General features: G+C 69.4%; 18 protein-coding genes, 2 tRNA genes and 1 pseudogene. 10 read left to right on the top strand and 11 right to left on the bottom strand.

The features are described 5' to 3' along the window. Nucleotides 1-3: 3 nt before the first annotated feature. From LRR16_RS02175 to LRR16_RS02135, 9 genes and pseudogenes are all read right to left on the bottom strand, one after another. Nucleotides 4-80, bottom strand: a tRNA-Arg gene (locus LRR16_RS02175). Between the two features lie 74 nt (nt 81-154). After that, nucleotides 155-691 (bottom strand): hypothetical protein, encoded by a 537-nt coding sequence (locus LRR16_RS24475; protein ID WP_370646739.1) that lies wholly within the window; start codon nt 689-691, stop codon nt 155-157. A 765-nt stretch (nt 692-1,456) separates the two neighbouring features. Beyond that, a tRNA-Leu gene (locus LRR16_RS02165) sits at nt 1,457-1,543 on the bottom strand. A gap of 104 nt (nt 1,544-1,647) precedes the next feature. Then, nucleotides 1,648-2,952, bottom strand: a complete 1,305-nt coding sequence (locus tag LRR16_RS02160; protein ID WP_064576905.1) for an amidohydrolase family protein — start codon at nt 2,950-2,952, stop codon at nt 1,648-1,650. Nucleotides 2,953-3,133: 181 nt separating this feature from the next. Continuing rightward, nucleotides 3,134-3,796, bottom strand: a pseudogene (locus tag LRR16_RS02155) (TetR/AcrR family transcriptional regulator); the annotation flags it as partial. A 69-nt stretch (nt 3,797-3,865) separates the two neighbouring features. After that, complete coding sequence (gene upp / locus LRR16_RS02150; protein ID WP_232204722.1) at nt 3,866-4,516, bottom strand: uracil phosphoribosyltransferase; 651 nt, start codon at nt 4,514-4,516, stop codon at nt 3,866-3,868. A 205-nt stretch (nt 4,517-4,721) separates the two neighbouring features. Further along, nucleotides 4,722-6,017, bottom strand: coding sequence for a URC4/urg3 family protein (locus LRR16_RS02145; protein ID WP_064576906.1), 1,296 nt, complete (start codon nt 6,015-6,017; stop codon nt 4,722-4,724). A 23-nt stretch (nt 6,018-6,040) separates the two neighbouring features. Then, nucleotides 6,041-7,279, bottom strand: a complete 1,239-nt coding sequence (locus LRR16_RS02140; RefSeq protein WP_064576907.1) for a GTP cyclohydrolase II — start codon at nt 7,277-7,279, stop codon at nt 6,041-6,043. Nucleotides 7,280-7,468: 189 nt separating this feature from the next. Continuing rightward, a complete protein-coding gene (locus LRR16_RS02135; RefSeq protein WP_232204721.1) occupies nt 7,469-8,548 on the bottom strand; it encodes an acyltransferase family protein in 1,080 nt (359 codons plus the stop codon). 247 nt (nt 8,549-8,795) lie between these two features. On the opposite strand from LRR16_RS02135, the gene LRR16_RS02130 reads away from it, so the two are divergent. The 9 genes from LRR16_RS02130 to LRR16_RS02090 all read left to right on the top strand — a co-directional run bounded on the left by LRR16_RS02130 (nt 8,796) and on the right by LRR16_RS02090 (nt 17,990). Continuing rightward, nucleotides 8,796-9,728: an amino acid ABC transporter substrate-binding protein gene (locus tag LRR16_RS02130; protein WP_255673992.1), complete on the top strand. Its 933-nt coding sequence runs from the start codon at nt 8,796-8,798 to the stop codon at nt 9,726-9,728. Nucleotides 9,729-9,911: 183 nt separating this feature from the next. Further along, the gene (locus LRR16_RS02125; protein WP_006577877.1) at nt 9,912-10,205 is read left to right on the top strand and encodes a hypothetical protein; all 294 of its coding nucleotides are present in this window, start codon (nt 9,912-9,914) and stop codon (nt 10,203-10,205) included. Nucleotides 10,206-10,569: 364 nt separating this feature from the next. Next, on the top strand, nt 10,570-12,297 hold the full coding sequence (locus LRR16_RS02120) for a glycosyltransferase family 39 protein (RefSeq protein ID WP_232204653.1): 1,728 nt from the start codon (nt 10,570-10,572) through the stop codon (nt 12,295-12,297). Further along, nucleotides 12,294-12,665: an EamA family transporter gene (locus LRR16_RS02115; protein ID WP_232204652.1), complete on the top strand. Its 372-nt coding sequence runs from the start codon at nt 12,294-12,296 to the stop codon at nt 12,663-12,665. The genes LRR16_RS02120 and LRR16_RS02115 overlap by 4 nt, the downstream gene beginning before the upstream one ends. A gap of 68 nt (nt 12,666-12,733) precedes the next feature. Beyond that, complete coding sequence (locus LRR16_RS02110) at nt 12,734-13,903, top strand: DegT/DnrJ/EryC1/StrS aminotransferase family protein (RefSeq protein ID WP_232204651.1); 1,170 nt, start codon at nt 12,734-12,736, stop codon at nt 13,901-13,903. Then, nucleotides 13,882-15,081 carry a glycosyltransferase gene (locus LRR16_RS02105; protein ID WP_231906569.1) on the top strand — a complete coding sequence of 400 codons (1,200 nt, stop codon included), beginning with the start codon at nt 13,882-13,884 and terminating at the stop codon, nt 15,079-15,081. Before LRR16_RS02110 ends, LRR16_RS02105 begins: the two co-directional genes overlap by 22 nt. Next, the gene (locus LRR16_RS02100) at nt 15,069-16,013 is read left to right on the top strand and encodes a formyltransferase (RefSeq protein ID WP_232204650.1); all 945 of its coding nucleotides are present in this window, start codon (nt 15,069-15,071) and stop codon (nt 16,011-16,013) included. The genes LRR16_RS02105 and LRR16_RS02100 overlap by 13 nt, the downstream gene beginning before the upstream one ends. A gap of 13 nt (nt 16,014-16,026) precedes the next feature. Further along, entirely contained in the window at nt 16,027-17,079 is a 1,053-nt protein-coding gene (locus LRR16_RS02095; protein ID WP_006578538.1) for a bifunctional UDP-4-keto-pentose/UDP-xylose synthase, read from the top strand. Between the two features lie 20 nt (nt 17,080-17,099). Further along, nucleotides 17,100-17,990 (top strand): polysaccharide deacetylase family protein, encoded by an 891-nt coding sequence (locus LRR16_RS02090; RefSeq protein WP_064576912.1) that lies wholly within the window; start codon nt 17,100-17,102, stop codon nt 17,988-17,990. 34 nt (nt 17,991-18,024) lie between these two features. Here the strand turns inward: LRR16_RS02090 and LRR16_RS02085 are convergent, their stop codons facing one another. Continuing rightward, nucleotides 18,025-20,538: a heavy metal translocating P-type ATPase gene (locus LRR16_RS02085; RefSeq protein WP_370646738.1), complete on the bottom strand. Its 2,514-nt coding sequence runs from the start codon at nt 20,536-20,538 to the stop codon at nt 18,025-18,027. A gap of 220 nt (nt 20,539-20,758) precedes the next feature. Next, entirely contained in the window at nt 20,759-21,190 is a 432-nt protein-coding gene (gene yjdN, locus LRR16_RS02080) for a VOC family metalloprotein YjdN (protein ID WP_064576913.1), read from the bottom strand. Here yjdN and LRR16_RS02075 point away from each other — a divergent pair. Further along, nucleotides 21,189-21,893 carry a hypothetical protein gene (locus tag LRR16_RS02075; protein ID WP_232204648.1) on the top strand — a complete coding sequence of 235 codons (705 nt, stop codon included), beginning with the start codon at nt 21,189-21,191 and terminating at the stop codon, nt 21,891-21,893. The genes yjdN and LRR16_RS02075 overlap by 2 nt on opposite strands. Nucleotides 21,894-21,935: the final 42 nt, after the last annotated feature.

Here is a 21,935-nt window from a genome sequence, read left to right as displayed (position 1 = left end):
AGGTGGCGCGGCTGGCAGGATTCGAACCCACGACCCCTTGGTTCGTAGCCAAGTACTCTATCCAACTGAGCTACAGCCGCACGCGAGGGCGCAATTGTATCGCAGTGGCATGGGAACGCAAGCCTTTTTTGCGCGCCGATGCCCTGCCCCTCCCTTACCACCGGTAGCGGGCGCCGATGATGCCGCCCGCATTGCGCCCGGTCTTGACCTTGACCCAGATCTTGACGCCGCCGCGGGTGCTGCCATGCGCGCCGATATTGAACGAGAACAGGCCGCGCAGCAGGTCGGTGTCGATGCGGGTGCCGTTGATGTTGATGGTCTTGCGGCTGCTGTCCTGCCACAGGTCGGCCTCGACGAAGGGATAGACGCCGGCCAGCCGGGTCGGCTGTGCCCCGTAGAGCCGTACCGCGAGCCCGGTCGCGCGGTCGTCGGCCGGCATCGCGGCCAGCGCGGGGTTGGGCAGGCCGTCGTCGCGCGGCTGGTAGGCGAGCTGCACGCGCGGCTGGATCGTGACCCCGCTGCGCGGCAGCACCGCGTCGAGCGCCAGCGACAACGTGCGCACGCGCGTGTCGACGAAACCGCTGGCGGACGCCGCATCGTCGGCGTGCAGCAGCCAGCTGGGCCGCCGCGCGCCATCGCGCGGCTCGGCGGCCAGGGCGGCGCGAATCGCGCTGTCGGATTCCGCAGCCATTTGCGCCAGCGCGGATCGTGATGCGGAGGACGAAGACGAAGGCGATGCCGAGGCGTGAGTCGACGGCAACGAGGCCAGCAATACCGGCGCGGACGATGGTGGCGATGCCTCGGGCGACGATGGCTGGGGAACGGCGCCGTCCCCGGTGGAGGGCGCGGACTCGAAGGGGTCGGGCGGTGAAAAGGTGGAGGTGGGTTGCGGCGTCGTAGCCGGGTCCAGCGCGGCCAACAGCGCGGCGGCCTCTTCCTCGCCCAGTGGCTGCCAGCTGAGCACGGCCTCGCTGCCGGGGGGCCCGCTCTCGGCCTGAGCGATCGCGCTCAGCAGCACGGCGACGCAGGAACCGTAGCGCCATCGGCGACAGCGGCAGGTCCTTCGATGGTTGGTGCCTACGCAAGCCCGGCCAGCGGCAATGCCGGTCTTCCTCTCTCTCGACAACAAGACCATGTCCATGGCGACCACCTTCGGGCTGATGTCCGCGCGCCCGATTTGTTCTGAGCATAGGTCAAAGGCAACGCAACCGTTAGGGTCGTCAACCCGATCCATGCTCGCACGCGCGCGCTGCGGCAGCGGCCATGCGCACCTGCTGAAACGGCGCGTCGCGATATGGAATCGGCGGGTGAGGCAGCGGGGAATCGCAGAGAGAACGCGAGGACCGCGCGACCGGGCGCTCGGATAGAGCGCGGACGAAGGGAAGAGTCGGCGAAGGAAAAACGCAGACGAAAAAAAAAGCCGTTGCGATTTGCAACGGCCTTCTCTTCAGGATTTTGGTGCCCAGGAGAGGACTCGAACCTCCACAGTGTTGCCACCGCTAGGACCTGAACCTAGTGCGTCTACCAATTCCGCCACCTGGGCTTCGTTTCGCCGCTTCCGTGTCTTTCGTCACGTTTGCTGCGATGCGAAGACCGCAATTATGCAGATCGAACCGGAGGTCGTCAACACCCTTTCACAAAAAATATTTACCTGGCGGGCAACCGCCCCGCTGCCGCGCCGCCGACGCGGAAATCGACGCGCTCCGGCCTGCCGCTCAAACGCAGCGTGGCCGTCGCTGGCGGCGTGCTGGCGATGACCTTGCCCGCGCGCATCACCAGCAGCCGGGCCGCGCGCAGCCGCAGCGCCTCGACCGGATCGGCGGCCTGCAGCAGCACCAGGTCGGCGCGGCGGCCGGGCGCGATGCCGTAGTCGGACAAACCCAGGATCCGCGCCGGCGTCTCGGTGACCGCGTCGAAGCACGCGCGCATCGCCTGCTGCCCGGTCATCTGCGCAACATGCAGGCCCATGTGCGCGACCTCGAGCATGTCGCCCGAGCCAAGCCCATACCAGGGGTCCATCACGCAGTCATGGCCGAACGCCACCGGCACGCCGGCGGCCAGCAGCTCGGGCACGCGCGTCATGCCGCGCCGCTTCGGGTAGCTGTCGTGCCGGCCCTGCAGCGTGATGTTGATCAGCGGATTGGCGATCGCCGCCATGCCCGCCTCGCGCATCAGGGGCAGCAGCTTGGACACGTAGTAGTTGTCCATCGAGTGCATCGAGGTCAGGTGCGAGCCGGCCACCCTGCCCTGCAGGCCGAGCCGCACCGTTTCCGCGGCCAGCGTCTCGACGTGGCGCGACATCGGATCGTCGGTCTCGTCGCAGTGCATGTCGACGGGCAGCCCGCGTTCGGCGGCCAGCTCGCACAGCAGCCGCACCGACGCCGCGCCGTCCGCCATGGTGCGCTCGAAATGCGGAATGCCGCCGACCACCTGCACGCCCATGTCGAGCGCGCGCTTCAGGTTGTCCAGCGCACCGGGACTGCGCAGCACGCCGTCCTGCGGGAAGGCCACCAGTTGCAGGTCGAGGTAAGGCCGGACTTGCTCGCGCACGTGCAGCAGCGCCTCGACCGCCAGCAGCCGCGGGTCGCAGACGTCGACATGCGAGCGGATCGCCAGCAGGCCGCGCGCCACCGCCCAGTCGCAATACGCCAGCGCGCGCTCGACCAGCGCCTGCTGCGTCAGCTGCGGCTTCAGTTCTCCCCACAGCGCGATGCCCTCGAGCAGGGTGCCCGACTGGTTCACGCGCGGCAGCCCATGCGACAGCGTCGAGTCCAGATGGAAATGCGCGTCGACGAACGGCGGCGACACCAGCTGACCGGCCGCGTCGATCTGCTCGGCCGCCTGCGCCGGCAGCGCCGGCTCGACCGCGACGATGCGGCCGCCGGCGATGCCGATGTCGATGCCGGTGCGGCCGTCGGGCAGGTTGCAGTCGCGAACGATCAGATCGAGCATGTCGGGCCTCCGGGTATGCGGGGGTATTGCGTGTGCCTTACGGCAAGGGATCGGCATTGCGCTGGAACGCGCAGCGCCGTGGCGTCGCTTGTTCGCCGGCGACGGGCTGCGCTCCAGGTGCTGGCGCGGCGCGCGCGCGGCGGCCATGACGGGACGGCGTTGCCGCGTTGGACGGCGCCGGCGGCGTCAGCCCGCAGCCGCGCAGCACCAGGGCAACCAGATGCTCGGTCGCCCGTTCGTAATCGCGCCGCTCCAGCCGCTGCACGCCGAGCACCGCGCAGATCTGGGCCTCGAAGTCGGCATAGGTCTGTGTCGCGGCCCAGATCGTGAAGAACAGATGGCTCGGATCGATCTGCGCCATCCGGCCCGCGGCGATCCAGCCGCGTATCACCACGGACTTGCGTCCCACCAGGCTGCGCAGCGCGTCGCGCAACACGTCGCCGATCTCCGGCGCGCCATGCAGCAGTTCGTTGGCGAACACGCGCGACGCGTCGGGATAGCGCGCCGACAGCCGCATCTTGGCGCGGATGTATTGCTCGAGCGCGGCCTCGGGCGAGCGCTCGGCGCTGATGATGTCGGCCTGCGACAGCCACAGCCGCAGCGTGTTGGCCAGCACCGCACGGTAGAGCGCCTGCTTGGTGCGGAAGTAGTAGTGCAGGTTCGACTTGGGCACGCCGGCGCGCGCGGCAATTTCCGCCATGGTCGCGCCCGCGAAGCCGGCCCGCGCGAACACCCCTTCGGCCGCGCGCAGGATGCGCGCCTCGTTGCGCTGGCGGATGCGGCCCGCGTTGCCGTCGCGGCCGGCCAGCGCCTGCAGGCGCGCGGCGGGAGCTAGCGCGTCCATGGCGCGGTCCGGCGTGGCGGGGGCAACGGCAGCGCTTTCACGGGCCGGGCCGGGACGGGCGCCCCGGCGTCAGCGCGTGCCGTACAGCCGGTCGCCCGCATCGCCGAGTCCGGGCACGATATAGCCGTGCTCGTTCAACTGTTCGTCGATCGCGGCGGTGACGATGGCCACGTCGGGATGCGCGGCCTGCAAGGCCCGCAAGCCGGGGCGCGAGGCGATCAGGCAGACGTACTTGAGCGCGGTGACGCCGGCCTCCTTGAGCCGGTTCAGCGCGGCGATCGCGGAATTGCCGGTCGCCAGCATCGGGTCGACCACGATGACCTGCCGCTCCTGGATATCGTCAGGCATCTTGAAGTAGTACTCGATCGGCTCGAGCGTTTCCGGATCGCGGTACAGGCCGATGTGGCCGACCCGCGCGGCCGGCAGCAGGTCGAGCATGCCGTCGATGAAACCATTGCCCGCGCGCAGGATCGACACCAGGCACAGCTTCTTGCCCGACAGCATCGGCGACTGCATCGGCGCGATCGGCGTCTTGATCGCCACGGTCTCCATCGCGAGATCCCGCGTCGCCTCGTAGGTCAGCAGCTGCGCGGTCTCCCGCACCAGGCGGCGGAAGTTGTCGGTGGTGGTGTCCTCGCTGCGCACCAGCGTGACCTTGTGCTGCACCAGCGGATGGTCGACCACCATCACAGGCGCGGCGGCCGGCGCGATGGGCGGCATGCCGGTGGGAAGCCCCGTGGACAGCGCCACGGACGGATCGACGGACAGATCGGCAGACAGGGCGGTCATGATGGCACTCCTCGATGCGGCGGTGGCCGGATCTGGCCAGGGCGAAACGACGGCGTGCAGGCGCGCGGCTCGTGGGGGGCATGCTGACGGCATGCTGACGGCATGCGGGCGGCCGCGCCCTGCACGGACTGGGAACTCAGAACACCGTGCCGTCGCTGTCGATCGCGAACGGCGGCGGGCCGCCCGGCCGGCGCTTGGCGGCGATGCGCCGTCCCGCCGCCCAGGTACCGCCCTCCAGTACGCGCGCCAACGGGAAGGCGTCGGCCGACAGGCCCAGCGCCTGCCGCGTTGCCTCGGCGACCAGGTCCAGGCCGGTCACCGTCAGCGCGCGCCATTCGACGATGGCCGGCTCGTCGACCCGGTGCACCGCCTCGGCAAAGCTCGCATCGCGCGGCACCATCAACTCGAAGTCGTACAGCAGGCCGCCGTTGCGGTATTCGGGCAGGCCGGTCAGCGCATCGAGCCCGGTCACCGTCAGGCCGCCGTCCTCGAGCGGCTCGAGCAGCGAGTAGGTCAGCCACTGGGTCAGCTTGTGGAACGGCACCAGCCCGTCGGGGCTGGCCGGATGGCGCCAGCAGTCGCCGAGCGAGACGCCCTCCAGCTGCAGCCGTCCGGGCCAGACCGGCCCGAGCGCGACCAGCAGCGTGCGCAGCACGAAGGCCGCGTCGATGCGCCCCTCGCTGGCATGCGCCTTCAGATAGTCGAACAGATTGCCGAGCCTGGCGGGCTCGCCGAACACGGCCGGCGTCGCCTGCGCGACCTTGCCGAGCCGGCGCACCAGGCCGGCGCGGCCCTCGAGCCCGACCAGCGGATTGTGCTGCGCGACCTGGAAGGCGGTGGCCAGCGTCGACGGATCGATCTGCGCCAGCCGCTCGGCATCCGAGCGCAGCGGCTCGTCCGGCGTCGCGGAAAAGCCGCCGCGCGCGAACAGGTCGAAGCTGGCCACGCCCAGCCCCTCGGAGCGGCTCAGGCTCAGGTCGCTGGCCGGATCGCGGTAGCGCCAGTCCGGCCCGGCGCCCGCGTCGAGCAGCACGCTGGGAATCACCAGGTCGATGCCGATGCGCGCGCGCTCCTCGCGATGATCGTCGCCGGTCAGCGCGGCGCGTTCGCACAGGATGCCCCAGCGGTCGCGCAGCTCGCCCGGTCCGCCGCTTTCGAAATGGCGCCAGCGGCTGTGGTAAGGCACCTGCAGATCGCGGTAGCGCGAGCGGATGGTGGTCGCCACATAGTCGGCGATCGCCGCGACCCGCTGCGGATGCCAGCTGAACCACTGCGAGTCGCCGGCCGCGACCGCGGCGGTCACCGCGGCGCAGCGCGCCCGCACCGCCTGCGCCGTCAGCAACGCCGAAGCCGGGTGATCGGGTTCGACCCAGCTTTGCCAGCCTTCGCGCGAAGCGCGGGCTTGCACGCCGGACTGCCCGGCCGCGCCCATCGATGCTGCATCGTCTCGTTCTGTCATTCGTCCAGTCCCCTGCCCTTGGCCACCGTCAGTTCGGTGGCGTCCGGAGGCGTGTAACGGGTGAAGTAGCCCGCCGCCACCTTGGCGTCGATCTCCACCCTCGCGTCGGCCGGAATCAGCGCGTCGGGAATCGGCACCTGCTCGACCACTTCGATTCCCTGCGCGACCAGCGCGCCGTGTTTCATATTGCTCATCGAGGCCCAGCGGTCAATGCGACGAATGCCCAGCCAATGGAAGACATCGGGCATCAGCTCCTGGAAGCGCATGTCCTGCACGCCGGCCACGCATTCGGTCCGCGCGAAATAGGTTTCGGCGCGGTCGCCGCCGACCTGCCGCTTGCGCGCGTTGTAGACCAGGAACTTGGTGACCTCGCCCAGCGCGCGGCCTTCCTTGCGGTTGTAGACCACCAGTCCGACGCCGCCCTGCTGCGCCATCTCGATGCACACCTCGATACCGTGCGCCAGATAAGGACGGCACGTACAGATGTCAGACCCGAATACGTCCGAGCCGTTGCATTCGTCGTGCACGCGGCAGGCGACCGGCGTCTGCGGCTTGCCCAGCAGGCTGACGTCGCCGAAGAAATACAGCGTCATGCCACCGATCGGCGGCAGGAAGACCTTCAGATCGGGCCGCGTCACCAGTTCGGGGAACATGCCGCTGGTCTGCTCGAACAGGCTGCGGCGCAGCGCGCTTTCCTTGATGCCGAAGCGGCGTGCCATGCCGGGCAGATACCAGACCGGATCGACCGCGGCCTTGGTGACGCGCACATCGCCATTGGCAAACAGGATCCTGCCATCGGGAATCAGCCGGCCGGCCGCGATCGCCGCCATCAGCTCCGGCATGTTGATATGGGCGCGCGTAACCGCGATGGTCGGCCGGATATCGACGCCGGCCGCGATGCGGTCGGCGAAGACGGTCGACACCAGATGGCCCCACGGGTCCAGCGACACGATCGTGTCGGGATCGCCCCACTGCGGATGCGGGCCGATCGGCTCGGCCGGCGCCGTGTCGGTCAGGTCGGGGCGATGGTCGCGCTGCAGCTTGCCCGAAGCCACCGCCAGCGCGCGATAGACGGCGTAGGCGCCGGCATGCGTCCCGATCACGTTGCGGTGCGCCGGATTGGTCAGCGTCGCGATCACGGGGCCGCGTTCGGCCGCGGTCGGCGCCCCCCAGTGGATCGGCTCGGCCGGCTTGTCGCGGCGTGCGTGCGAGGTCAGGACGATGTGATCGGACATGGCAGCCTCGAGGCGTGAATCCTGACCAAACGGTCAGGTTTACCTTGATGGTAGGCAATCGCCATGCCAAGCGCGTATGGGCGTTTTCCCCTTTTGAGTACGCCGCCTCACCGAACACGGCACAACAACGGTTCATGCGGCGCCCACGTATCGTGCAGCGCGTGCCATGTTGCGGATGGGCAACGCCCCCTAGCGCGCCAGCCCCTCGCGGTTGCGCAACAACAACTTGCCAAGCGATGCGAACGGATCGCGCGATTCGACATATCGGTAAAAAAGCGCACCGGTGGCGTTGCTCGCCAACCACGCCAGCACCATGCCCGCCGCATTGAGCCACGGCATGCCGGGCGCCAGCTGCGACACCAGGCTGTTGACCAGCAGACAGATCGGAAAGTGCACCAGGAACACCGAGTACGAGATCGCGCCGAACGTGGCGAAGACGCGGCCGCGCGGCCACGCCGCCAGCCAGCCGCCGCGCCGTGCGAGCGTCAGCAGCAGCGCGACGGCCAGCGCCAGCGCGATGCGCGAGCGCAGGTCGACCATCAGCGCGGCAATGCCTACCGCGGCGAGCGCCGCCAGCCACCAGCCCGAGCGGCCGGGGTTCGACGCCCAGTAGCCGAGCACGCCCAGTCCGTAGGCGCCAAAGAAATAGATGGCCCACATGTCCCAGTCCGCGTCCCGGTTGAACCAGAACAGCGAGGCCAGCGCGAGCGCCGCCACCAGTGCGGTGCCCACGCGGACCTGCCAGTCCGCGGGCAATCGGCGCGCCAGCCATAGCGTCAGCAACAGCAGCCCGAACAGCTGGAAGTCGATCGCGACATACCACACCCCTGCCGACAGCGCGTCGATATCGAGCACGTCGTGCAGCAGAAGCAGGTGCGCCAGCAGCTGTCCCCATTGCGGCGGCGCCGGGATCGACGGATGGTCCATGCCCTGCCGCGCCAGCGCCGCCGCGGCGATGGCCAGGCCGATCGCCGCGGTAAAGGGCACGGCCAGCTTGCGATAGCGCCGCAGCAGCGCCGCGAGCGGCCGCGACGTGCGCAGCAGGCCGTCCGGGGCGAGGCTGCGTGCGGCCAGAAAGCCGCCGATCACCAGGAATAGCTGCACCGCGATGCGCGCGTAGTCGGCGAGCCAGTCGATCAAGGCGGGGGCGAGGGAATGCGCCGCATCGGACATCGGCCCGTAGAAGGCCAGGTGATGCAGCACGATCAGTTGCGAGCCGATGGCCTTGAGCGCATCGATGCCGGCCAGGCGCGCGGGTTGCGAAGAGATGGAGGACAAGACGGAAACCGAACGGGAATTCGCCGCCCGGCCCCGACGCGCCCGTGCGCGGCGCGGCACCGGACCGCGTGGCCCGGGATTGTACCCGGGGCCACGTGCAGGCATCGGCATGTCGTTCCCTGCCGTTGCGTCCGGCTCGGCACATTGACCTAGGGTATTTACTTATGACGAAGTTGTCGTTCCCCCGGGACAAACCTATCGCTACCCTTGGGTCTTTGCTGTTTTCTATCGCCCCGCCATGTTGTCTTCCTTCCGCTCTTTCCGTCGCTCTCTTGGTTCGCTCCGCCCGGTGCTGCTCGCGGCCGCTCTGCTCGGCACCGGCGTCGCACATGCCGCCGGCGCCGAGGCGCTGCACGGCCCGGTCCTCGACAAGATCCGCTCCAGCGGCACCATCGTGCTCGGTTACCGCGAGTCCGCGCTGCCGTTCTCGTTTGCCGACGACAAGGGCCAGCCGGCCGGCTACGCGGTCGACCTGTGCCTGCGCGCGGCCGAGGGCGCGCGCCAGGCACTGGGCCTGAAGGACCTGAAGGTCCGCTGGATGCCGCTGACCCCGCAGAACCGCATCCCGGGCATCGTCAATGGCCTGGTCGACCTTGACTGCGCGCCGAACACCAATACGCTGGAGCGCCAGAAGCAGGTCGCCTTCAGCGTCTCCCACTATGTGTCGGCGGTGCGGATGCTGGTGCGCGCCGATTCCGGCATCGATTCGCTCGACGATCTGCGCGGCAAGACCGTGGTGACCAGCGCCGGCTCGACCGGCGACCGCCATGTGCGCCGGCTCAAGGGCCAGTACGGCTACCGCGACATCTACGCCAAGGACCATGGCGAATCGTTCCTGCTGCTCGAGTCCGGCCGCGCCCAGGCCTTCGTGATGGACGACGTGCTGCTGGCCGGCCTGCGCGCCCGCGCCAAGGACCCGTCGCAATTTGTCATCGTCGGCCCGGCGCTGTCGGTCGAGCAGAACGCGCTGATGCTGTCGAAGGCAGACCCGGCATGGAAGCAGCTGGTCGACCAGACGCTGGCCGGCGTCTATGGCAGCCCCCAGATCGAGACGCTGCAGCAGCGCTGGTTCCAGAAGCCGATCGGCGCGCGCAATATCAACCTGGCGCTCGCCCCATCGGCCGAGGTTCGCGAGGCGTGGAAGCATCCGTCCGACGCCGTGGCCGAATAGGCGCATACCGAAGCGCCGGCGCGCGGCAATGCTCGCTTTCCATGAGCGCAACGCGCTGACCGCAGCGGATGTGACTCGCTTGACAGCCTCGAGACAGGTTGGAGACACTGGCGCGGGCGGCGTGTCGACGCCCGCCCATCGTCAGCCGCCCATCCGGTGGACGGCAACTTTCGAGGAGACATCATGAGCAAGTTCGTCGCGACGGCCATCGCGCTGTGCATCGGCATCGCCCCGCTGGCGGCGCACGCCCAGAACACCGGCGGCAAGAAGCAGTTCGACCCGTACTCGCAAGGCGCCAAGGCGGGCGATAAGTTCGACCCCTACAGCCAGGGCGCCAAGGCCGGCGACAAGTTCGATCCCTATACCCAGGGAACCAACCAGAGCACCCGCGCCGACCTGGCGCCGGGCCAGGACGAGGGCAAGAAGAACGGCCACAACAAGGCGAAGAAGGCCAAGCCCGCCAAGCCAGCCAACTGAGATCGGTGGACGGGCCACCCCGGGGGCGGCCCGATCCCATCCGGATATCCATGCGGGATATCCCATGCGGATATCGATGCGAATCCAGAACCCGCCGCGCGCGGGTTTTTTTGCGCCCGCGTTTTGACACGCCTGCGAAGCGCCAAGAAGTGCCATCCAAAGCACAGGACATATGTCCCGGGCCGCCCGAAACCCGCTCGCGAGACCCGTGTAGGACATTTTTCGGTATCGAGTGTCATCGCTTTCGCACAAAATGCGAACTTCGCCGTTGACACAGGCGTCGTAAGCACCACACGGAGCGCATGGCTCCGTAGCGGGTTGTCAGCAAGCGGCCAAGGCCGCGCCGCACCGTTTCAGGAGTTTCATGCGCCGTTTTCCGACCACGCAAGCCGCCGGGTTGTCCGCGGCGGTGATCGCCCTGGTCGTCCTCTATATCGTCCTGCTGTGGTTCGGGACGCTGGACGCCCGCCATCTGCTGCGCTCCGACGAAGGCCGCTATGCCGAGATCGCGCGCGAGATGTTCGCCAGCGGCGACTGGGTCACGATTCGCTACAACGGCGTCAAGTATTTCGAGAAGCCGCCCTTTCACCTGTGGGTGACGGCGCTGACCTATACCGCCTTCGGGCTCGGCGAATGGCAGGCGCGGCTGTGCGTGGCGCTGTCGGGCTTCGTCGGCCTGCTCGCGTCGATGGGGGCGGCCGGCCGCTGGTTCGGGGCGCGCGCCGGCTGGCTGACCGGGCTGGCGCTGGCGGCCGCACCGATGTGGAGCGTCGCCGCCCACTTCAATTCGCTGGACATGACGCTGGGCGGCGCGCTGGCCTGCGTGCTGGCCTGCATGCTGCTGGCGCAACACCCCGACACCACGCCCGCCGCCCGGCGCGGCTGGATGCTGGGCTGCTGGGCCGCGATGGGCGTCGCCATCCTGACCAAGGGCCTGATCGGAATTGCACTGCCCGGGCTGGTGCTGGTCGTGTACACCGCGATCACCCGCGACTTCGCGCTGTGGCGCCGTCTGCATCTGCTGTGGGGCGCCGCGCTGCTGCTGGCGATCACCGTGCCGTGGTTCTGGCTGATCGCCGAGCGCAATCCGGAATTCCTGCGCTTCTTCTTCATCCACGAACACTGGCAGCGCTACACCACCAGCGTCCATCATCGCCAGGGCCCGGTGTGGTACTTCGTGCCCCTGCTTCTGGCCGGCTTCCTGCCATGGCTGGCGCTGGCGCCCGGCATCTGGCGCGCGGTGCGCCGCGAGCGCACCGAAGCCGCGCAGCCGGCAGGCGCCGCCCCGCTGCGCCCCGCGCTGCTGATGCTGGTCTGGGCCGGCGCCATCTTCGTGTTTTTCAGCCTGTCGAACTCGAAGCTGCCCGGCTACATCGTGCCGATCTTCCCGGCGCTCGGCATGCTGGCCGGGGTCGCGCTGGACCGCATTGGCGACACCGGCTGGCGGCGCCTGCTGCTGCTGATGCTGGCCGTGTCGGTGCTCGGGCTGGCCGCCACGCCGGTGGTCGCCACGCTCGATTCGGACAACACGCCCAACGCCTATTACCGGGTCTTCGCGCTGTGGATCGGCGCCGCCTTCGTCGTGATGTTCGCCGGCGTGCTGCTCGCCCACTGGCTGGCGCGGCGCAACGGCAGGCTGGCCAGCATCGTCTGCTATGGCCTGGCGATGTACACCAGCTTCACGGTCGCGCTGCTCGGACACGAAGTGATGGGCCGGCGCACCTCCGGCATCGACCTGGTGCCGGCGATTCAGCAAGTGCTGAAGGACGACATGCCGTTCTATGGCGTCGGCATGCTCGACCACACGCTGCCGTTCTACCTGCGCCATCCGCTGACGCTGGTCTGGCATCCCGACGAGCTGCAGTTCGGCCTGCAGCAGGAACCGGACAAGTGGATTCCGACGCTGGAGGGCTTCGCCCAGACCTGGCGCAGCGGCCGCCCCGCGGTGGCCATCATGTCGCCGGAGATGTACACCAGATTGCAGGCTCAGGCGTTGCCGATGTATCGGGTCGCCGAAGACGTGCGCCGCGTCGTGGTCACCAATTTCGCCCCGCCGCCGGCCGCTACCCGCGCCATTCCTTCGAACCGATGACGATCACTACCTTCGCTTTCATCCTGACCGGCGTGCTGCTGAACGCCTGCGCGCAACTGCTGCTCAAGGCCGGCGTCAATGCGGTCGGCGCGATCGCGCTGCACCGCGCCACGCTGTTCGATACCGCGCTGCGCGTGCTGGCCCAATGGCCGGTGCTGGCCGGCTTGACGCTCTATGTCGCCAGCGTCGCGGTGTGGATCGTCGGTCTGTCACGCGTCGATGTATCGATGGCCTATCCGATGCTGTCGCTCGGCTATGTGGTCAACGCGGTGGCCGCATGGTGGCTGTTCGGTGAGATGATCGGACCATTGCGGATGGCCGGCATCCTGCTGATCCTGGCTGGCGTGTTCCTGATCGCGCGTTCCTGACCTTCCTGTTCCTGACCTCCGCCGTTCCTCGCCACCGATCCACGCCGACGTCCTTGCCGATTCGCCCGATGCCCGCTTCCACCCGATCCGCCGAACCCTTCCTGCCCTTCGTCAGGCCCGACATCGACGCGGACGCGATCGCGGCGGTCGGCGAGGTGCTGGCCTCGGGCTGGATCACCTCCGGCCCGAAGATGCAGGCCTTCGAGGCCGCGCTGTCGGCGCTGTTCGACGGCCGGCCGGTGCGCACGTTCGCCAATGGCTCGGCGACGATGGAGATCGCGCTGCGGATCGCCGGCATCGGTCCCGGCGACGAGGTCATTACCACCGCGATCACCTGGGTCGCCACCGCCAACGTGATCGTCGCGGTCGGGGCGCGCCCGGTCTTCGTCGACATCGATCCGCGCACCCGCAACCTCGATCTCGACGCGGTCGAGGCCGCGATCACGCCCCGCACCCGCGCAATCCTGCCGGTCTATCTGGCCGGCTTGCCGGTCGACATGGACCGTCTCTACGCGATCGCCCAACAGCACGGCCTGCGCGTGATCGAGGACGCCGCGCAGGCGATCGACTCGCGCTGGCGCGGCCGGCGCATCGGCAGTTTCGGCGACCTGGTCAGCTTCAGCTTCCAGGCCAACAAGAACATCACGACGGTCGAAGGCGGCTGCCTGGTGATGAACGACGAGGACGAGGCGCTGCGCGCCGAGCGGCTGCGCCTACAGGGCGTGATCCGCAGCGGCGTCGATGGCATGGATGTCGAGGTGCCGGGCGGCAAGTTCAACCTGACCGACGTCAACGCCGCGATCGGGCTGGCCCAGCTGCCGCGGCTCGGCGCGATCACCGCGCGCCGTACCGCGCTGGCCCGCGCCTACATGGACGCCGCCGCGCGGCATGGCCTTGCCGAACTCGGCATCGAGCTGCCGGTCGCCGGCGACCCCGCGACAGCACTGTCGAACTGGCATATGTTTCAAGTGGTACTGCCCGCCGAGCGCCTGCGAGGCGGACGCGCCGCGGTGATGCAGGCCCTGCGCGAGGCCGGCATCGGTACCGGCGTGCACTACCCCGCGCTGCATCTGTTTACGTACTACCGCTCGCTGGGCTGGCGCGACGGCATGCTGCCGCACGCCGAGCGCATCGGGCGGGGCATTCTCACGCTGCCGCTCTTCCCGGCCATGCAAGAGGCCGATGTCGAGCGCGTCTGCGCCACGCTGAACGACACATGCAAACGTCTGCTTCCGTAACTTCCGAGCTGGTGTCCTGCGCGATGCCGCATCCGCTGCCGGGTCAGCCCTCCCGCATTCGCGACGACGAGACCGCGCCGTTGCCCGGCCGGCCCTCGCCGCCGCGCGCCCGGCCGATCGAGGTGTCGGTGGTGATCCCCGTCTACAACGAGGAGGCCGGCCTGCAGGCGCTGTTCGACCGGCTCTACCCGGCGCTCGACGGCCTGGGCACCAGCTACGAGATCGTCTTCGTCAACGACGGCAGCACCGACCGCTCGGCCCAGATCCTGGCGCGGCAATTCCGCCAGCGGCCCGAGGTCACGCGCGTGGTGATGTTCAACGGCAATTTCGGCCAGCACATGGCGATCCTGGCCGGCTTCGAGCATGCGCGCGGCCGCATGGTGATCACGCTCGACGCGGACCTGCAGAATCCGCCCGAGGAAATCCCGCGGCTGGTCGAAGCGATCCGCGCCGGCCACGACTATGTCGGCACGATCCGCCGCCAGCGCCATGACAGCGCGTTTCGGCGAGTCGCCTCGTTCGCGATGAACCGGCTGCGCGAGCGGATCACGCATATCCGGATGACCGACCAGGGGTGCATGCTGCGCGCCTACGACCGCAGCGTGGTCGATACCATCAATGCCTGCCGCGAGGTCAATACCTTCATCCCCGCGCTGGCCTACACGTTCTCGTCGAATCCGGTCGAGATCGAGGTCGGCCACGAGGAACGCCACGCGGGCGAATCGAAATATTCGCTGTACCAGCTGGTGCGCCTGAACTTCGACCTGGTCACCGGCTTCTCGATCGTGCCGCTGCAATGGTTCTCGATGATCGGCACGGCGCTGTCCCTGCTGTCCGGCGTGCTGTTCGTGGTGCTGCTGGTGCGCCGTTTCCTGCTGGGCTCGGAGGTCCAGGGCCTGTTCACGCTGTTCGCCTTCAACTTCTTCCTGGTCGGCATCATGCTGTTCGGCATCGGCCTGCTGGGCGAATATGTCGGCCGCATCTATCAGCAGGTACGCGACCGGCCGCGTTATCGGATCAAGGCGATTCTGGATGCGTCGCAGGGCGATGGGGTGCGCGGCGAAGGCGGGCGCCGCGCGGCGCAGGACGATTGGAGCGGGCTCGACGAGTTCGGCGAAGGTGGAGAGCCCGCTCGCCTCGATCCGCGTCATGACCGGAAGCCGCCATGCGCGCCGTAGTGTTCGCCTACCACAACGTCGGCGACCGCTGCCTGCGCGTGCTGCACGCGCGCGGCGTGCAGGTGGCGCTGGTGGTCACGCATCGCGACCGTCCCGATGAAACGATCTGGTTCCGCCGCGTGGCCGACACCGCCGCGGAGCTGGGCCTGCCGCTGGTGTATGGCGACGATCCGAACGATCCGGCGCTGGCCGCCGCGGTCAGGGCGGCACGGCCCGACCTGCTGTTCTCGTTCTACTACCGCGCGCTGATTCCGCCGGCCTTGCTGGCGCTGGCACCGCACGGCGCCTTCAACATGCATGGGTCGTTGCTGCCGAAATACCGCGGCCGGGTGCCGGTCAACTGGGCCGTGCTGCATGGCGAGACCGAAACCGGCGCGACGCTGCACGCGATGGAGGCGAAGCCCGACGCCGGCGATATCGTCGCGCAGACCGCGGTGCCGATCCTGCCGGACGACACCGCGCAGCAGGTCTTCGACAAGGTCACCGTGGCGGCCGAGCAGACGCTGTGGCGCGTGTTGCCGGCGATGCTGGCCGGCAACACGCCGCGCCGTCCCAATGTGCTGGCCGAAGGCAGCTATTTCTCGGGCCGCCGTCCCGAGGACGGCCGCATCGACTGGCGGCAGCCGGCGGCGGCGGTCTACAACCTGATCCGCGCGGTCGCGCCGCCCTATCCCGGTGCCTTCACCGAATGGAAGGGCCACCGGCTGGTGGTCGAACGCGCGCGCCGCCCGTTGCCGGCCGAGATGCCGCCCAGGCAGGTGCTGGCCGGTCTCCCCCCCGGTCTGCACGTCATCGACGGCCGCATCGTCGGCCTGTGCGGCGACGGCGGCCTGGTGCTGATCGACGCGCTGTCCGACGCGCTGTCCCGCGGCAACGCACCGCTGTCCCCGGCCGCGCTTGCCGCGCTGCTGCAGTCTTCTCCTCAAGCCTGAAGTCCGGAAGTCCATGAAGAAAGTCCTGATCCTCGGCGTCAATGGTTTCATCGGCCACCATCTGACGCGACGCATCCTCGAAACCACGTCGTGGGAAGTCTATGGCATGGACATGTCGACGGCCCGCCTGGGCGAGCTGGTCAACCATCCGCGCATGCATTTCTTCGAGGGCGACATCACGATCAACAAGGAATGGATCGAGTACAACATCCGCAAGTGCGATGCCGTGCTGCCGCTGGTGGCGATCGCCACGCCGGCGACCTACGTGCGGCAGCCGCTGCGGGTGTTCGAGCTGGACTTCGAGGCCAACCTGCCGATCGTCCGCGCCGCGGTCAAGTACCGCAAGCACCTGGTGTTCCCGTCGACATCGGAGGTCTACGGCATGTGCGGCGACGAGGCGTTCGATCCCGAGTCCTCGCCGCTGGTCTACGGCCCGATCAACAAGCCGCGCTGGATCTATGCCTGCTCCAAGCAGCTGATGGACCGCGTGATCCACGCCTATGGCATCGAGCAGGGCCTGAACTACACGCTGTTCCGGCCGTTCAACTGGATCGGGCCGGGGCTGGATTCGATCTTCGAGTCGAAGGAAGGCAGCTCGCGCGTGGTCACGCAGTTCCTCGGCCATATCGTGCGCGGCGAGCCGATCCGGCTGGTCGACGGCGGCGCGCAGCAGCGCGCGTTCGCCGATATCTCGGACGGCATCAGCGCGCTGATGCGGATCATCGAGAATCCCGGCGGCATCGCCAGCGGCAAGATCTTCAATATCGGCAACCCAGGCAACGTCCATTCGGTGCGCGAGCTCGCCGAGATGATGCTGCGGATGGCCGCCGACTATCCCGAGTACGCCGAAAGCGCGCGCCATAGCCGGATCCTGGAAACGTCGTCGGGCGAGTTCTACGGCAACGGCTACCAGGATGTGCAGCACCGCGTGCCGAAGATCGACAACACGATGCGCGAACTCGGCTGGCAGCCCACGGTGACGATGGCCGAATCGCTGCGGCGGATCTTCGAGGCCTATCGCGAGAAGGTGATCGAGGCCCGCACGCTGGTGGATTCGGGCAACTAGGCCGGCGAGGCACGACATCGATGGCCACGATCGCCCTGAAGGTTGACGTCGACACGCTGCGCGGCACGCGCGAGGGCGTGCCGAAGCTGATCGCGCTGCTGCGCGCGCACGACGCCCGCGCGACCTTCCTGTTCAGCCTCGGACCGGACCATACCGGCTGGGCGCTGCGGCGCGTGTTCCGCCCGGGATTTCTGCGCAAGGTGTCGCGTACCTCGGTGGTCTCGCACTACGGCCTGCGCACGCTGATGTATGGCGTGCTGCTGCCGGGCCCGGACATCGGCCTGCGCGCGGCCGAGGCGATGCGCGCGGCGCGCGGCGCCGGCCACGAATGCGGCATCCATACCTGGGACCACGTCTACTGGCAGGACCACGTGCGCTCGCGCGACGCCGCGTGGACGCGCGCGCAGATGCGGCGGGCGTGGCAGCGTTTCGAAGCGGTGTTCGGCGCGCCCCCGGCCACGCACGGCGCCGCCGGCTGGCAGATGAATGCGGAAGCGTTCCGGCAGCTCGACGATTGGGGCCTGCGCTATGCGTCGGATGGCCGCGGCACCGAGCCCTATGTGCCGGTGCTCGACGGCAAGCCGTGCCGCCACGTGCAGCTGCCGACCACGCTGCCGACGCTGGACGAATTGATCGGCGCCGATGGCATCGACGAGGGCAACGTGCACGAGGCGCTGCTCTCGCGCACCGAAGACGGCCGCGACCAGGTCTTCACGCTGCATGCGGAACTGGAGGGCGGCAAGCTGGCCCCGGTGTTCGAGCGTCTGCTGCACGGATGGCGCCGGCAGGGACATCGGCTGGCGCCGCTGGCGGCGCTGTACGGGCAGCTCGATCGCAATCGGCTGCCGCAGTTGCCGCTGGCCTGGGGCACGGTACCGGGGCGCAGCGGCGAGCTGATCGTCCAGCGCTGAAGCGGAATCTGCCGACGCTGGCGCGCGCCGGCGCTCAGCGCAGCCGCCCCGCCAGCCGCAGCCCGTTGAACACGACCAGCAGGCTCGCGCCCATGTCGGCGAACACCGCCATCCACATCGTGCCCAGCCCCGCCACGGTCAGCGCCAGGAATACCGCCTTGATGCCGAGCGCCAGCGCGATGTTCTGCGCCAGCACCGTGCCGGTGCGGCGCGACAGCCGGATAAAGGCCGGGATCTTGCGCAGGTCGTCGTCCATCAGCGCGACGTCGGCGGTCTCGATTGCGGTGTCGGTGCCGGCCACGCCCATCGCGAAGCCGATGTCGGCGCGCGCCAGCGCCGGCGCATCGTTGATGCCGTCGCCGACCATGCCGACACGGCCATGCGGCGCACCCTGCCTTGCAGCGGTCTGCGCGGTCAGCGCCGCGACGGCCTCGGCCTTGTCCTGCGGCAGCTGATTGCCGCGGGCCTCGTCGATGCCGACCTCCGCCGCAATCGCTTGCGCCGTATGCGGGTTGTCGCCGGACAGCATCATCGTGCCGACGCCGAGCGCGTGCAGTTCGGCGATGGCATCACGGCTCGTCTGCTTGACGGTGTCGGCGACCGAGAACAGCGCATGGACGCCGAGGGCACCCGGATCGCCGCCCGCCAGCAGCACCACGGTGCGGCCCTGACGCTCGATCGCCTCGAGCCGTGACTCCAGCGCCTCCGAGCACAGCCCCATCTCGTGGATCAGCCGATGATTGCCGAGCCAGTACAGATGGCCGTCGACCTTGCCTGCGACACCGCGGCCCGGCAGCGCCTCGAAGTCCTGAACGTCCAGCGTGTCGACGCCCTCGCGCCGCGCCGCCGCGGCGACCGCCGCCGATACCGGATGGTCCGAACGCGCGGCCAGGCTCGCCGCTATCGCGCGGGCGCGCTCCGGTGCGCCGGACAGCAGCGCGTAGTCGATCTGCTGCGGCCGGCCGTGCGTGATGGTGCCGGTCTTGTCCAGCGCGAGCCAGCGCAGCGATTTGCCCTGCTCCAGATAGACGCCGCCCTTGATCAGGATGCCGTGGCGCGCGGCCGCGGCCAGCGCGCTGACGATGGTGACCGGCGTCGAAATGACCAGCGCGCACGGACAGGCGATCACCAGCAGCACCAGCGCCTTGTAGATCCAGTCGAGCCAGGCGCCGCCGGCCAGCAAGGGCGGCAGTACGGCGACCAGCAGCGCGATCACGAAGATCGTCGGCGTGTAGATACGCGCGAAGCGGTCGACGAAGCGCTGCGTCGGCGCGCGGCTCGCCTGCGCCGCCTCGACCGCGTGGATGATGCGCGCCAGCGTCGAATCGGAGGCCGGCGCGGTGACTTCGTACTCGAGCTCGCCGGTCTGGTTGATCGAGCCGGCGAACAGCAGATCGCCGGCCTGCTTGTCGACCGGCACGCTCTCGCCGGTGATCGGCGCCTGGTCCAGCGCCGACTGCCCGCGCAGCACGCGGCCGTCGAGCGCGACGCGTTCGCCGGGCCGCAGCCGCGCGACCGCGCCGGGCGACACGCCGCCCGCGGGCACCGCCAGCCAGGCGCCGTCGGGCTGCAGCACGGTGGCCTGCTCCGGCGCCATCGCCATCAGGCCGCGGATGGCGTTGCGCGCGCGGTCCAGCGAGGCCGCCTCGATCCGCTCGGCCAGCGCGAACAGCACCATCACCATCGCCGCTTCGGGCCAATGGCCGATCAGCAGCGCGCCGGTTACCGCGATGCTCATCAGCGCGTTGATGTTCAGATTGCGGTTGCGCAGCGCGATCCAGCCTTTGCGGTAGGTGCCCAGGCCCGCCACGGCGATCGCCACCAGCGCAAAGGCCGCGGGCAGCCACGGCGTCGCCACGGAAAACCATTCGGCCAGCTCGGCGCCCAGAGCGGCGACCCCGCCCAGCGCCAGCGGCCACCACGGCGTGGCCGGCGCCGGCGCGGCCTGGGCAGTCGAGGGCGAGGCGACGCCTTCGGCGGCCAGGGTTTCGGCCTGCATGCCGACGCTGGCGATCGCCGCCACCAGCGGCTGCTCGGATGCGAGCGTGTGGTGCACGGTGAGAATCCGCTGCATCAGATTGAATTGCAGCCCCGCCACGCCCGGCATGCCGCCCAGCTTGCCGCGCAGCAGCGCCTCCTCGGTCGGGCAGTCCATCGCCTCGATGCGAAAGCGCGCGGTGCGGGCGCCGGACGGCGCCGCGGTTTCCGTCGGCGCGCCAGGCATCGCGATGGCGCCGCAGGCGCTGCCGCAGCAGGAGGAAGTCAGGGAGTCGGAGGTGGCCGGGGCGGCGTCGCGATGATCGCTGCCGCCCTCATGGTGGTGCCCATGATCGTGGCCGTGGTCATGGACGTGATCATGGACGTGGTCAGGGCCGTGATCATGATCGTGGCCCTGGGTGTGGCCCTCGGCTGGCGCGGGGCCGCCGCAGGCGCCTGCTTTCGCGTCGCAGCAGGGGGCGGCGCTGGTGGACGGACTGGAGGAGGAACTGGTGGAGGATCGGTCTTCCGGCGAGAGTCTGGCCATCGAAGGTTCCGTGGGCTGTGGCATCGGTGGCATTGAATAGCCTGTAGCCGCTACAGGGTCAAGCCACCCTACCTCCGGCGCGGTCATTTTCTGAAGTCCGCGCCTGATGCCGCGCGTCCCCGCCTCTCGGCGCCTCTTGCCGCCCCTTGCCGCCCCTTGCCGCCCCTTGCCGCCCCTTGCCGCCCCTTGCCGCCCCTTGCCGCCCCTTGCCGCCTCGCGCCGCCTCGCGCCGCCTCTCGCCGCCTCAGTGCGTCACATTGACCATCCAGTTCAGCCCGAAGCGGTCCTGCAGCATGCCGAAGCCCTCGGACCAGAAGGTCTTCTGCATCGGCATCATCACGCGGCCGCCCTCGGACAGCGCGTCGAACCACTGGCGCGCCTGGTCCAGGGACGGCGCGACGATCGACAGGCTGAAGCCGGCGAAGGCCTCCGGCGGTGCGCCCGGCATGCCGTCCGACGCCAGGACCTCGCTCTGGCCGACGGTCACGCTCGCATGCATGATCTTGTCGTCCCAGCCGGCCGGCAGCGGCGGCTGGCCGTCGCCGGCTTCGCCTTCCTCGGCCGGCATCTCGCTGAACCGCATCATCATGTTGACCTTGGCGCCGAGCGCCTTGCCGTAGAAGGCCAGCGCCTCCTCGCAGCGTCCGCCGAAATAGAGATAAGGCTGTATCTGCATGTCCGTCTCCTGGGTCGATCGTGTCGATGAAGGGTTGGCGGCGCCGGTGCCGTCGCGCTGGCGCCGCGTGCCTCGCGGCCATACCGCAAGGGCGCCGTCATTATGCGCCGCTGCACCGCAGGGACTCGCTGCCTTTCAGCTTTGTCATGTTGCCGTCAGGGTCGTGTTCGAGGGCCTGCGGGTACAATGCGGCCTGACCGTGCGGATGGCCGCCGCCGCAGTGCCTGCCGCGGACCTTCGACACGTCCTTCCCGTTTCTCCAACCCCTCCGACACCCGCCGATCCGCTCGTGAACCGTCTGCCGCAACGCCTCCTGCTGTCTGTCGCCCTGGCCATGGTGGCCCTGCCCTTGCCGGGACTCGCGGGCACGGCGAAGCCGACGTGCGGCACGGCGCAGGCGACCGCGGCCACGCCGCTGATGAGCCGGCACGCGGCGCTGAAGCTGCAGGCCGAAGCGCAGTTGCTGGGGCGCGAGCAGGCCGGCTGCACCGGGGCGGACAGCGAACGGGACACCGGCGACGATGCCGCCGAGGGGGAAGACCGCCACGCGTCGCATCCCGCCGCCGCCATGTGCCCGATCGCCGCCGTGCTGCCGGGGCGGGAACTGAGCCAGTATCGCCATATGCCGCCGCGCTCGCCGCTCGGCACGCTGGCGGGCGCGACGCCGGACTCGCTGTTGCTCCCCGCGCCGGCACGCTGCTGAGCGCTCCCGCCTTCGGCCGGCGCGCGCGCCCGGCGGCGTTGC

Origin of the sequence: Cupriavidus sp. UGS-1, assembly GCF_021213615.1 — a bacterium.
GTDB lineage: Bacteria > Pseudomonadota > Gammaproteobacteria > Burkholderiales > Burkholderiaceae > Cupriavidus.
This window is presented reverse-complemented; position numbering and strand designations above follow the sequence as displayed.

Coding starts and splice junctions, on each gene's coding strand:
- LRR16_RS24475 (WP_370646739.1), bottom strand. CDS start 691: ATGGCTGCGGAATCCGACAGCGCGATTCGCGCCGCCCTGGCCGCCGAG.
- LRR16_RS02160 (WP_064576905.1), bottom strand. CDS start 2,952: ATGCTCGATCTGATCGTTCGCGACTGCAACCTGCCCGACGGCCGCACC.
- upp (WP_232204722.1), bottom strand. CDS start 4,516: ATGCCGCCCATCGCGCCGGCCGCCGCGCCTGTGATGGTGGTCGACCAT.
- LRR16_RS02145 (WP_064576906.1), bottom strand. CDS start 6,017: ATGGGCGCGGCCGGGCAGTCCGGCGTGCAAGCCCGCGCTTCGCGCGAA.
- LRR16_RS02140 (WP_064576907.1), bottom strand. CDS start 7,279: ATGTCCGATCACATCGTCCTGACCTCGCACGCACGCCGCGACAAGCCG.
- LRR16_RS02130 (WP_255673992.1), top strand. CDS start 8,796: ATGTTGTCTTCCTTCCGCTCTTTCCGTCGCTCTCTTGGTTCGCTCCGC.
- LRR16_RS02125 (WP_006577877.1), top strand. CDS start 9,912: ATGAGCAAGTTCGTCGCGACGGCCATCGCGCTGTGCATCGGCATCGCC.
- LRR16_RS02120 (WP_232204653.1), top strand. CDS start 10,570: ATGCGCCGTTTTCCGACCACGCAAGCCGCCGGGTTGTCCGCGGCGGTG.
- LRR16_RS02115 (WP_232204652.1), top strand. CDS start 12,294: ATGACGATCACTACCTTCGCTTTCATCCTGACCGGCGTGCTGCTGAAC.
- LRR16_RS02110 (WP_232204651.1), top strand. CDS start 12,734: ATGCCCGCTTCCACCCGATCCGCCGAACCCTTCCTGCCCTTCGTCAGG.
- LRR16_RS02105 (WP_231906569.1), top strand. CDS start 13,882: ATGCAAACGTCTGCTTCCGTAACTTCCGAGCTGGTGTCCTGCGCGATG.
- LRR16_RS02100 (WP_232204650.1), top strand. CDS start 15,069: ATGCGCGCCGTAGTGTTCGCCTACCACAACGTCGGCGACCGCTGCCTG.
- LRR16_RS02095 (WP_006578538.1), top strand. CDS start 16,027: ATGAAGAAAGTCCTGATCCTCGGCGTCAATGGTTTCATCGGCCACCAT.
- LRR16_RS02090 (WP_064576912.1), top strand. CDS start 17,100: ATGGCCACGATCGCCCTGAAGGTTGACGTCGACACGCTGCGCGGCACG.
- LRR16_RS02085 (WP_370646738.1), bottom strand. CDS start 20,538: ATGCCACAGCCCACGGAACCTTCGATGGCCAGACTCTCGCCGGAAGAC.
- LRR16_RS02075 (WP_232204648.1), top strand. CDS start 21,189: ATGTCCGTCTCCTGGGTCGATCGTGTCGATGAAGGGTTGGCGGCGCCG.
- yjdN (WP_064576913.1), bottom strand. CDS start 21,190: ATGCAGATACAGCCTTATCTCTATTTCGGCGGACGCTGCGAGGAGGCG.